10 protein-coding genes are annotated in these 11,354 nt (G+C 71.4%); 2 read left to right on the plus strand and 8 right to left on the minus strand.

Annotated features, from left to right (window positions below):
- The coding region (locus ASG00_RS10715) for a metallophosphoesterase (RefSeq protein WP_235559493.1) at positions 1-655 on the minus strand (655 nt) is incomplete at its 3' end.
- Positions 656-727: 72 nt separating this feature from the next.
- On the opposite strand from ASG00_RS10715, the gene ASG00_RS10720 reads away from it, so the two are divergent.
- On the plus strand, positions 728-2,875 hold the full coding sequence (locus tag ASG00_RS10720) for a S9 family peptidase (protein WP_056209430.1): 2,148 nt from the start codon (positions 728-730) through the stop codon (positions 2,873-2,875).
- Between the two features lie 50 nt (positions 2,876-2,925).
- Here the strand turns inward: ASG00_RS10720 and ASG00_RS10725 are convergent, their stop codons facing one another.
- Together ASG00_RS10725 and ASG00_RS10730 are read right to left on the minus strand one after the other, a co-directional pair.
- Entirely contained in the window at positions 2,926-3,954 is a 1,029-nt protein-coding gene (locus ASG00_RS10725; RefSeq protein ID WP_045246155.1) for a 6-phosphofructokinase, read from the minus strand.
- A gap of 145 nt (positions 3,955-4,099) precedes the next feature.
- On the minus strand, positions 4,100-6,250 hold the full coding sequence (locus tag ASG00_RS10730) for a DEAD/DEAH box helicase (protein ID WP_056209434.1): 2,151 nt from the start codon (positions 6,248-6,250) through the stop codon (positions 4,100-4,102).
- 492 nt (positions 6,251-6,742) lie between these two features.
- Between ASG00_RS10730 and ASG00_RS10740 the strand changes: the two genes are divergently transcribed.
- Positions 6,743-8,101 (plus strand): MFS transporter, encoded by a 1,359-nt coding sequence (locus ASG00_RS10740; protein ID WP_235557451.1) that lies wholly within the window; start codon positions 6,743-6,745, stop codon positions 8,099-8,101.
- Positions 8,102-8,108: 7 nt separating this feature from the next.
- Here the strand turns inward: ASG00_RS10740 and ASG00_RS10745 are convergent, their stop codons facing one another.
- The 5 genes from ASG00_RS10745 to ASG00_RS10765 all read right to left on the minus strand — a co-directional run.
- Positions 8,109-9,050, minus strand: coding sequence for a bifunctional riboflavin kinase/FAD synthetase (locus ASG00_RS10745; protein WP_056209442.1), 942 nt, complete (start codon positions 9,048-9,050; stop codon positions 8,109-8,111).
- On the minus strand, positions 9,050-9,493 hold the full coding sequence (locus ASG00_RS10750; protein WP_056209445.1) for a hypothetical protein: 444 nt from the start codon (positions 9,491-9,493) through the stop codon (positions 9,050-9,052). The genes ASG00_RS10745 and ASG00_RS10750 overlap by 1 nt, the downstream gene beginning before the upstream one ends.
- A 47-nt stretch (positions 9,494-9,540) precedes the next feature.
- On the minus strand, positions 9,541-9,909 hold the full coding sequence (locus ASG00_RS10755; RefSeq protein WP_045246144.1) for a hypothetical protein: 369 nt from the start codon (positions 9,907-9,909) through the stop codon (positions 9,541-9,543).
- Positions 9,906-10,817, minus strand: a complete 912-nt coding sequence (gene truB / locus ASG00_RS10760) for a tRNA pseudouridine(55) synthase TruB (RefSeq protein WP_056209448.1) — start codon at positions 10,815-10,817, stop codon at positions 9,906-9,908. Before truB ends, ASG00_RS10755 begins: the two co-directional genes overlap by 4 nt.
- Positions 10,817-11,354: uridine kinase (locus tag ASG00_RS10765; RefSeq protein ID WP_235559494.1), on the minus strand; the 538-nt coding region annotated here is incomplete at its 5' end. The genes ASG00_RS10765 and truB, both read right to left, overlap by 1 nt.

The following is an 11,354-nucleotide window of genomic DNA, read 5'->3' on the forward strand; positions in this document are numbered from 1 at the left end:
CACCCGCGAACGTGCCGTGCGTCGAATAATGCAGATGTCCGGCGAGGATGCCGCGCACATCCGTTCCGGCGACCACCTCGGCGAGCGCCGGCTGGTCGCGGAGCTCCAGGATGTCGAACAGCGGAACGTGGCTCGGCAGCGGCGGATGGTGGAAGGCGAGCAGGGTGCCGAGCGGCGCGGGGTGAGCGAGCAGATCGCGCAGCCAGGAGAGCTGCGCGTCGCCGAGCTCGCCGTGGTGCCACCCGGGCACGGTGGAGTCGAGCGCGATGAGCCGGAGGCCGCCGAGGTCCCAGACGCCCGTCACGGGCTCCTCCGTGGGCGCGGCGTCGAGCAGCCCCGCACGCAGCGCCGGTCGTTCGTCGTGGTTGCCCGCGACCCACACGACGGGGGCGGCCAGGCGCGCGGCGAACGGTTCGACGACCGCTCGCAGCGACGCATACGCCTCGGGCTCGCCGAGGTCGGTGAGGTCGCCCGTGATCACGATCGCGTCCGGCGCGATGCGCATCGCGTCGATGCGCGCGAGGGTCGCGGTGAGGTTCGCTGACGTGTCATACCGACCGCCGAGAGGACGGTTGCCGGCGAGGAAGTGCGTGTCGCTGAGATGGATGAGCGTGCGCAGCGCCGGCGGATACTGACCGAGGGAGACGGAGCTCATGCCCCCAGCGTACGCACGGCGACCGACGCGCGGTCGGCCGCGGGCGCGGCGGGCTGGGATAGCGTGGGCAGGGTGACCGATGCGTCCGCCGCTGCCGCGGCATCCGTTCCCCCCGTCGCCCCCCGTCGAACCCACGTGCGCACCCACCACGGTGATGCGGTGGACGATCCGTATGAATGGCTGCGCGCCAAGGACGACACCGAGGTCGTCGCCCACCTCGAGGCGGAGAACCGCTACACGGAGTCGCGCACCGCCCATCTCGCGCCGGTGCAGGAGCGCATCTTCGAGGAGATCAAGGGGCGCGTGCTCGAGACCGACCTCTCGGTGCCGACGCGACGCGGCGCGTGGTGGTACTACGCGCGCACCGAGGAAGGCAAGCAGTACGGCATCCAGTGCCGCGCCCCGATCGGCTCGCCCGACGACTGGACCCCGCCCGCGCTCGAGCCGGGCGAGCCCGTCGTCGGCGAGCAGATCCTGCTCGACGGCAACCTCGAGGCCGACGGCCAGGAGTTCTTCTCCCTCGGCACGTTCGAGGTCTCCACCGACGGCCGGCTGCTGCTCTACGGCGTCGACGTCGAGGGCGACGAGCGCTACACGCTGCGGGTGCGCGACCTCGACACCGACGAGACGCTTCCCGACGTCATCGAGGGCACGTTCGCCGGCGCCACCCTCTCCCCCGACGGACGCCACATCGTCTACACGACCGTGGACGACGCATGGCGCCCCGACACCGTCTGGCTGCACGAGATCGGTGCGGATGCCGCATCCGACCGTCGTCTGTTCCACGAGCCCGACGAACGGTTCTGGGTCGACGCGGGCTTCACCCGCAGCGACCGCTTCCTGGTGATCGGGCTCGGCTCGTCGATCACGAGCGAGGAATGGCTCGTGCCGGCCGACGACCTGACCGCGCAGCCCCGCGTCGTGTGGCCGCGGCGCGAGGGGGTCGAGTACGACTCGTCCCACGCGGTCGTCGACGGCGAGGACGTGCTCTATGTGCTCCACAACGACGGTGCGCTCGACTTCGAGCTCGTGCGGGTCGCGGCGTCCGATCCTGCGGGACCGCGCACCGCGGTGCTCCCCCACGAGCCGGGGCGGCGGCTCCTCGGCGTCTCGACGTTCCGCGACTGGGCCGTCGTCGGCTACCGCCGCGACGGGCTCGCCCGCCTCGGCGTGCTCGACTATGCGACCGCCGCTGTCGACGAGCTCGCGTTCGACGAGCCGCTCTACTCGGTCGGCACCGCCGGCAACCCGGAGTGGGCGCCGCCGCTCGTGCGCCTCGGCTACGGCTCATTCGTGACCCCGAGCACCGTGTACGACTACGACGTCGCCACGCGCACGCTGGCGTTGCGCAAGCAGCAGCCCGTGCTCGGCGGCTACGACCCCGGCGACTACGCGCAGCGCCGCCTGTGGGTGACGGCGACCGACGGCGTGCAGGTGCCGGTCTCGCTCGTGTGGAAGCGGTCGTTCGGCGAGCCCGGCGCCGCACCGCGCCCGGTGCACCTGTATGGCTACGGGTCGTACGAGGCGACGATCGACCCCGGGTTCTCGGTGCCACGCCTGTCGCTGCTCGACCGGGGCGTCGTCTTCGCTATCGCCCATGTGCGCGGCGGGGGCGAGATGGGCCGCCAGTGGTACGAGGACGGCAAGCTGCTGCACAAGCGCAACACGTTCACCGATTTCGTGGATGTCGCCCGCCACCTGGTCGACGCGGGCTACACCCGACCCGAGCACCTCGTCGCCGAGGGCGGCAGCGCCGGCGGCCTGCTCATGGGAGCGATCGCGAACCTCGCCCCCGAGCTGTTCGCCGGTGTGCTCGCCGATGTGCCGTTCGTCGACGCGCTGACGACGATCCTCGACCCGTCGCTCCCGCTCACCGTCATCGAATGGGACGAGTGGGGCGACCCGCTGCACGACGCCGACGTGTACGCGTACATGAAGTCCTACACGCCCTACGAGAACGTGCGCGAAGGCGTGAGGTACCCGCGCATCCTCGCGGTCACCTCGTTCAACGACACCCGCGTGCTGTACGTCGAGCCGGCCAAGTGGGTGGCGCGCTTGCGCGAGGTCGGCGCCGACGCGCTGCTTCGCTGCGAGATGGTCGCCGGCCACGGCGGCGTCTCGGGGCGCTACAGCGCCTGGCGTGAGCGGGCGTTCGAACTGGCGTGGCTGCTCGACGTGCTCGGCGACGGGGTTCCGTCGGGCGCCGAGGCCGACGCCTGAGCAGACGATGACGTGACGGGATGCCGCGGGCCGCGGCATCCCGTCATCACTCACCCGAAGAGCGCGGCCGCCTCTTCGAAGCGGTACTGCGGAACGGTGTTGAGCTCGCCGAGCGCCTCGGCGAACGGCACGCGCACGATGTCGGTGCCGCGCAGGGCCACCATCTGACCCCAGGCGCCGTCGACGACGGCGTCGGCCGCGTGGAGGCCGAGACGCGTCGCCAGCACACGGTCGAACGCCGACGGCGAGCCGCCGCGCTGGATGTGACCGAGCACGGTCGCGCGGGTCTCGATGCCGGTGCGGCGCTCGATCTCGGGCGCGAGCACCTCGCCGATGCCGCCGAGTCGGGGGCGGTTGAACGCGTCGAGCCCCTTGTCGCTGAAGGCCTCCTCCATGCCGGTGAGCTTGAAGCCCTCGGACACGACGACCAGCGGGGCGCGCCCGCGGCTGTGCGCCTTGTTGACGAGCTCGCAGACCTCGTCGATCGACATGGGCACCTCGGGGATGCAGATCACGTGCGCACCCGCGGCGATGCCCGCGTGCAGGGCGATCCAGCCGACATGACGCCCCATGACCTCGGCGACCATGCAGCGCTGGTGCGAGTCGCCGGTGGTGCGCAGGCGGTCCATCGCGTCGGTCGCGATGTTGACGGCGGTGTCGAAGCCGAACGAGTAGTCGGTCGCGCGCAGGTCGTTGTCGATCGTCTTCGGTACGCCGAGCACGTTGATGCCGTCGTTCGAGAGGCGGTCGGCAGCGGCGAGGGTGCCCTCGCCGCCGATCGCGATGATGCCGTCGATGCGGTGTCCGTAGAGCGTCTTCGCGATGTTCTCGGCACCGCCCCGGGGGCCCTCGTAGGGGTTCGTGCGGCTCGTGCCGAGGATCGTGCCGCCGACCTTCGACAGACCCTTCACCTCGTGGCGGGTCAGCGGGAAGAAGTCGCCGTCGACGACGCCGCGCCACCCGTCGCGGATGCCCACGAACTCGATGTTGTAGTTCGTCGTGCCCTTGAGCACGACGCCGCGGATGACCGCGTTCAGGCCGGGGCAGTCGCCGCCGCTGGTCAGGATGCCGATCTTCATGCTGTGATCCTTGCTTTCCGGGTGTGGAGCTTCCGGGGAGACAGGCGACGTTGCCCTCCCGACTGTATCGCCGGATGCCTCGTGGGTGCCACACGGCCCCGAGACGACCGATGCGGTCGCCCCGGGGCCGTGCACACAGATGCGGTCAGGCGGCGCCGAGCGCCTGGCGCAGCACGTGGATGAGCGCCGCGAGCTGCACGGAGTCGCTCGACCCGGGCTCGACCGCGACGCCGTCGAGGGCGCGCAGGGCGAGCGACTGCTTCGAGTCGATCAGCTCGGCGATCTTCGCGTCGATCGTGTGGGCGGCGATGATGCGCCAGGCGGTGACCGGCTCGTCCTGTCCGATGCGGTGCACGCGGTCGATCGCCTGCGTCTGCTCCGCCGCGGTCCAGCTGAGCTCGGCGAGCACCACGTTGGAGGCGGCCTGCAGGTTCACGCCGACGCCGGCCGCGGTCAGCGAACACACGATGATGCCGACGCCCGGGTCGTTGTTGAACGCGTCGATCGCCTCCTGGCGGGCGACCGAGGTCTGGTCGCCGCGGATCGAGACAGCACGCACGCCCGCGGCGGCGAAGTGCGCCTCGGCCTGGTCCATGACGTCGATGTGCTTGGCGAAGAACACGACTTTGCCGACCGAGCGCTGCAACTGGGCGGCGTAGTCGGCGGCGAGCTGGGCCTTGCCCTGCCCGATGCGACGCACCATCGTGAAGACGTTCTCCGAGCCCGTTCCGGCGGCCTTCGACTCGTCGAGCTCGTGCTGGGCGACCATGCGGATGACGTCCTCGTCGACCTCGCCGGCGGGCACCGTGGTGCCGTGGCGGTCGGCGCGGGCCGTGACGACCCGGCGGTAGTGCGCGGCGAGGCGCTCGCCGAGCTCGCGTTCGGCCTGCCGGATGGACCGGCCGAACTCGTCGTCGAGCTGCACCGGCAGGTCGGCGATCAGCTTGTCGGGCAGGTCGGCGGCGACATCCGTCTTCAGACGCCGCACGATGCCCATCGAGATCACCGCGCTGCGCGCCTCCGGGTAGAACGCCTTGTCGGCGGGCGTGAAGCCCGTCTCGTCGAGCTTCGCCATGAGCTCGGTGCCCGGCTTCTGCCCGTTGGTCCAGCCGAGGAAACGCCAGATGGCGTCGAAGTCCTCGACGTCGTTGATCAGGGGCGTTCCGGTGAGCGCGAGCAGCAGCGGGTTCGTGGTGCGCTCGCGCAGGCGGGTGGCGAGGGCGAGCACGTTCTGGGACCGCTGCGAGGTGAGGTTCTTGATGAAGTGCGCCTCGTCGACCACCATGCCGCGCAGACCCAGCTCGCTGAGCCACGACAGGTGACGATCGAGGATCTCGTAGTTCACGATGAAGACGTCGGCGAAGGCGTCGACGTCCTCGCCGTCGCCCTGGATGACGGTCGCGCGACGCTGCGGCGTCCAGCGGGCCACCTCGCGCGCCCAGTTCATCTTGACGACGTTGGGCACGACGACCAGTAGCGGATAGGCCCCTGCGACGGATGCCGCGAGCACCGACTCGGCCGTCTTGCCGAGGCCGGGCTCGTCGGCCAGCAGGAACGTGCGGTGCCCCTCGCGCACGGCCTCGAGGAACCGCGACTGGTGCGGCATGACCTCGAGCCCCTTGGGTGAGAGCCGGTCGAACTCGGGCACGGGCGGCAGCGGCATGCACGCCGATCCGCCGCCGGCACCCGTCTCGAACGCCTTGTAGAGCGGGCCCATCAGCTCCCAGCCGTCGAGGCGGCGCCGCGGCGCGTCGACCGCGGGGCGGGAGGTCAGGTCGGGGGCGAGGAACGGGTTCGACATCTGCCGCGACTCCACCTGGGCGGGCGTCACCTGACGCTCGGCGAGCGCGGCCGGAACGACCGGGGCCGGGGCGGGGGCGGCATCCGTGATGATCAGCTCGTCGGGAGCGAGCTCGGCACCCGACTCGAGCAGCCAGTCGCGGCGCATGCGGCGCGCCACCGGCGACGTCGCCTGATCGACCTCGAGCAGTTGGATGAGCGAGGTGTCGCGGGCGGCGGTCTTCGCGAGGATCGTCGCCACGCCGTCAAGGCGCTTGAGCAGTTCGGCGCGCACGTCAGTGGCGAGCGCGGTGTCGGCCTTCACCCGGGCGCGCTCTTCGCGAACCAGGAAGGCGATCACCTGGAACTTCACGCGGTTGGTCGGGCCGAGCTTCCCGCGCTGCGCCTTGGCCTCGACCTCACGCACCTTGCGGGCGAGGATCGGGATGATGGGCGCGTCGTCGTCTCGACGGGACGACGAGCGTCGTTGCCGCTGAGCGGCTGCCGTGGTCGGCATGCTCCTCCTGAGCGTCGAATCCGAAAGCGTCGACCTGCGACGGTCGAGCACCGGTAACTGCTGCCGCGGCCATCCGTGGAGATCGGATGTCGGCGGGCGGGCGGCGCCTCGCTTCCGCACGGTGTGACGAGTGTCGGTGCGCGGCGGGGGCCGTGATCAGTCTAGCCGATCGGCGCCGAGCGTCGGACCCGATCGACGACGCGCAGACAGGTCGCCGTCATCGGCCGACGTCCTGCGGCAGCCGGGTCTCGATGGGCGACGGCGACGCCGGGGCGGGGCGAGGGATCACCGACACCTCCGTCGACGGTGTCGGAGGGGGCTGCGCCGGGGCGTCGGGCCGACACCCGACGATCAGGCCTGCGACGGCGACCGACCCCGCAGTCGCCACGAGCAGCCTGATCGTGAGTCGCATCGCCCACCTCCTGCTCGGATGCTACGAGCGCAGCGCACGATGGTCGTCCTGGTGTCCACAGCCCGCACTACTGTGGGCGGGTGAGCGTCCCCCCACGCGCGTCCGATCGCACGGTGATGGCCATCGCTGTGCTCGCCTCGGCGGTGTCGTTCCTCGACGCCACCGTTGTGAACGTCGCCCTGCCGGCGATCGAGCGCGAGCTCGGCGGCGGACTCGTCACGCAGCAATGGATGGTCGACGCCTACCTGCTGACCCTCGGTGCGTTCATCCTCACCGCAGGAGCCCTGAGCGACGTCCTCGGACGTGTCGTCGTGCTCCGCATCGGTCTCCTGGTGTTCGGCGTCGCCTCGGTGCTCGTGGCAGCCTCCCCCGACCCGGTCTTCCTCATCGCCGCACGCGCGCTGCAGGGCGTGGGCGGAGCTCTTCTCGTGCCCAGTTCGCTCGCGATCATCACCGCGCACTTCGACGACGACACGCGCGGACGCGCGATCGGCACGTGGACGGCGTTCACGACCGCCGCGACGCTCGTCGGTCCGGTGCTGGGCGGACTGTTCGTCGACCATCTGTCGTGGCGTGCCGTGTTCCTCGTGAACGTGGTTCCCCTCGCCGCCGCCCTGGTGCTCCTCGCACGCGGCGGACTCGTCGACGAACGACGCGGCGGCCGGGTGGATGTCGCGGGCGCGGTGCTGTGCGCCCTGGGGCTGGGCGGCGTCGTGCTCGCCTTCATCGAGCAGCCCAGACTCGGGTGGGCGCATCCACTGGTCGCCGGCGCTCTCACGATCGGGGTGATCGCCCTCGCGGGATTCTTCGTCCGCGAGCGATCGACCCCCGACCCACTCCTGCCCCTCGGCATGTTCCGACGACGGAATTTCTGGGCGGGGAATCTGGCCACGCTCGCGATCTACGGCGCCCTGTCGCTCAACGGCATCGCGCTGGGGCTCTTCCTGCAGGAGACCGGCGGCTTCAGTGCGACCCTGGCCGGCCTCGCGACCCTGCCGGCGACGGTGATCATGATCGCCACGAGCCGGTTCGCCGGCGCGGCCGCCTCCCGATTCGGCCCGCGCCGGTTCATGGCAGCGGGGCCGCTCGTGTGCGCGGCGGCGATGATACTGCTGCTCACCGTCGGCACACCGGTCGACTACCTGACGCAGGTGCTGCCGGCGGTGGTGCTGTTCGGAGTCGGGCTCTCCCTCACCGTCGCTCCGCTCACCTCGGCGGTGCTGGGCGCCGCGGGCGCCGATCACGCCGGCGTCGGCTCGGCGGTGAACAACGCCGACGCGAGGATCGCCGGGCTCGTGACGGTGGCGCTGCTCGGCGTCGTGACCGGCGGATCCCTCGATGTCGCGGGATTCCACGCCACCGCGATCCTCGCGGCCGCACTCTTCACCGGCGGCGCGGTGGTGTCCGCGATCGCGATCCGCGATCCGCAGCGCACCTGACCGCGGCTCAGGCGAGGATGGCGCGCACCTCCGCGACATCCGCCGTCATGCGCTCGATGAGCGCATCGATGCCGTCGAATGCGACCATCCCGCGGATGCGGGCCGTGAACTGCACCTCCACGGATGCGCCGTAGAGGTCGAGGTCATGCTCGTCGAGGACATACGCCTCGACCTGGCGCTGGTCGACGTCATCGAACGTCGGGTTCGTGCCGACACTGATCGCCGCCGGATAACGGTGGTCACCGCCGGGCTCTCGCACGAGAAGCCACCCCGCATACACGCCGTCCGCCGGTGCCACCCCCGCCGTGCGGCCGCCGAGGTTCGCCGTAGGGAAGCCGAGCTCGCGACCTCGTTTGAGTCCGTGTACGACCTCGCCCCAGACCGAGGGGGCGCGCCCGAGCAGCCGTGTCGCCGTGGCGATGTCGCCGTCGGCGAGCGCCTCACGCACCCACGTCGAGGACACCCGGCGCTCCCCCGCGCGGGCGCGCACATCGTCGATGACGTCAACGGTGAACCCCCGCGCGGCGCCCAATTCGGCGAGCAGTTGCGGGGTGCCGACGCCGCCGCGCCCGAAGCGGAAGTCGCCGCCGACCAGGATCGTGCGCATCCCGAGCGGACCGAGCACGGCGTCGACGAATCGCTCCGGCTCGAGATCGGCGAGGTCACGGTCGAACGTGAGCACGAGGACGGCGTCGATGCCGGTCTCGGCGAGCAGCTCAAGCTTCTGGGGCACGCCGGTGAGGCTCGGCGGGCAGGCGTCGGGCCGCAGCACGGCCAGCGGGTTGCGGTCGAAGGTGACGGCCACGACCTTCGCGGTGCCCGCGGCATCCGCTCGGGCACGATCGAGCACCGCCCGGTGCCCCGCGTGCACGCCGTCGAACTTGCCCACCGCGACGACCGACGGACCGAATCCGTCCGGCACCTCGGCGGGCGAACGGAACACGAGCATCAGGCGCTCTCCGCGTCGGGACGGTGGCGGCGCAGCCACCAGAGACCGAAGAACGGCAGCACCAGCGGAACGAACACGTAGCCGATGCCGTAGATCGACCAGACGGTCGGATGCTGGAACAGCGCCGGGTCGACGATGCTCAGCGTGCCGACGATGAGCACGCCGGCGAGCTCGAAGCTGATCGCGATCCACGCGACGCGATACCAGCCTCGCGATCCCGAGAACACGAGGGCGAGCGTCGCGAGGATGTAGACGACCGCGGCGACGGCAGAGAGCGCATAGGCGACCGGAGCGGCCTGGAAGTCCTGGATGATCTGCACCACCGAGCGTCCCGTCGCCCCGAGCGCCAAGATGCCGTAGACGATGACCAGCACGCGACCGATCCCCGTCATACGGGTACGGGAGGTGCGGGCGGACGCGGGCTCGGACGAGATGATCGGCATGGCGGCTCCATCCTATTCGGGCCCGGACACGTGCCCGGCGTCTCGCATCAGGACCCCTGCAGCGTCCAGATGACCTCCATGCGCCACACCATCACCGCGACGGCGAGCGCTCCGACGCCCATGACGACCGTGCTCCACCGGCTGCGCTCCAACAGTGCCCAGAAGACGGCGGCAGGCGGCAGGAGAGCCGCCGAGATCGCGTACACCCAGAACTCCAGCACGCTTCCGCTCGGCGTGTTGCCGACGGCCGGGGCGATGAGCGCGGTCACGACCTGTGCGAGCAGGAGCAGCTCGACGAGCGCGAGTGACCCGACCGACAGGTCGGACGGCCGTCGACCCACGAGTCCGAGCACGATACACAGCAGACCGGCAACGGATGCCACGGCCACCTGCACGAGCGAGAACCACAGGATCATGCGGATGCCTCCTCGGGCATGTTCATCGCGCTCTTGATGTCGGCGCCCCGACGTTCGACGATGCCGACGAGCACCCCGTCGGGGGCGATGGCGGCGCGCACGGCCCCGCCGAGCCGGTCGGCCGCCCCCTCGAGCCGCTTTCCGTGGCGCAGATCGCGGGCTTCGTCGGCCGTCACCGGCAGCGCCCCCAGCACGGCCGCCGCGACGTCGGCGGCGGGCACGAGGCGCGCGGGGGCGATGTCATCGGCGGATGCCGCATCCGCGACGTCGAACGAGCCGATGCGGGTACGCCGCAGCGCCGTCAGATGCCCGCCCACCGCGAGGGCGGCGCCGAGGTCGCGCGCGAGGGCACGGATGTATGTGCCGCTCGAGCAGTCCACCACGACGTCGAGGTCGATGACGCCCTCCGTGCGGCACAGGGCGATGACCTCGAACCGGGAGATCGTGACCCGCCGAGAGGCGAGCACGACTTCCTCCCCGGCCCGCGCCAGGTCGTAGGCGCGACGACCGGCGACCTTGATCGCCGACACGGTGCTCGGCACCTGGTCGATCTCCCCGGTGAGCCGGGCGATCCCGGCCTGCACCGCGGCATCCGTCACGGCAGCGATCGCCGCCGGATCGGCGACCGCCGTGCGCACGCCGTCGGCATCGTCGCTGTCGGTCGACTCGCCGAGCCGGATGGTCGCCTCATAGGTCTTGTCGAGCCCGACGAGGTAGGTGAGCAGTCGGGTCGCGCTGCCGACGCCGAGCACGAGCAGGCCTGTCGCCATGGGGTCGAGCGTGCCCGCGTGACCGATCTTCCGGGTCGCGAGCGCGCGACGGGCACGGGAGACGACGTCGTGGCTCGTGATGCCCTGCGGCTTGTCGACGAGGAGGATGCCCGACGGCGAGGCGACGTCGGCGGCCATCAGCAGAAGTCCCGGTAGGCGCGCAGCGGGCGGGCGGGGTCGGTGTTGTCGACGATCGCCGAGGCCGCCGCCGACGGCCGCGCCTCGCGCAGGTAGAGCTCCTGCCCGCCGCGGTAGCGGGCGTTCGCAGGGGCGTCGGGGTCGGGATCGGTGCCGTCGCGCTCGGACACCCGGGCGTAGGCGACCGCGAACGGCGCCTCCAGCCACACCGTCCAGTTCCAGATGCCCTGCGTCTCGGGGCTCTGCAGGAACATGCCGTCGACGATGAGCACCGCGTCCGCGGGACCGGTCGTCCACCGCGCCTCCAGGGGTGCGTCGCGGCGGTGATCGAACGCGGCGAGCTGGAACCCGGTCGCACCCGACGTGCGCGCGCCGTCACGGAACGGGTCGAGCAGCACCCGGCGGAAGGTCGGGATGTCGTAGGTGTCGCGGTAGAAGCCGACAGCCGAGTCACGGCCGTGCGCGTAGCGCTCGGCCCGCGGGCGGAGGAAGTCGTCGAGGGACGCACGGAAGACCGCGACATCCGCTTCGGCGAAC

The organism is Microbacterium sp. Leaf351, from assembly GCF_001423825.1.
Lineage (GTDB): Bacteria > Actinomycetota > Actinomycetes > Actinomycetales > Microbacteriaceae > Microbacterium > Microbacterium ginsengisoli.

Coding starts and splice junctions, on each gene's coding strand:
- ASG00_RS10755 (WP_045246144.1), bottom strand. CDS start 9,909: ATGATCCTGTGGTTCTCGCTCGTGCAGGTGGCCGTGGCATCCGTTGCC.
- ASG00_RS10730 (WP_056209434.1), bottom strand. CDS start 6,250: ATGCCGACCACGGCAGCCGCTCAGCGGCAACGACGCTCGTCGTCCCGT.
- ASG00_RS10725 (WP_045246155.1), bottom strand. CDS start 3,954: ATGAAGATCGGCATCCTGACCAGCGGCGGCGACTGCCCCGGCCTGAAC.
- ASG00_RS10745 (WP_056209442.1), bottom strand. CDS start 9,050: ATGCTCGTGTTCCGTTCGCCCGCCGAGGTGCCGGACGGATTCGGTCCG.
- truB (WP_056209448.1), bottom strand. CDS start 10,817: ATGGCCGCCGACGTCGCCTCGCCGTCGGGCATCCTCCTCGTCGACAAG.
- ASG00_RS10750 (WP_056209445.1), bottom strand. CDS start 9,493: ATGCCGATCATCTCGTCCGAGCCCGCGTCCGCCCGCACCTCCCGTACC.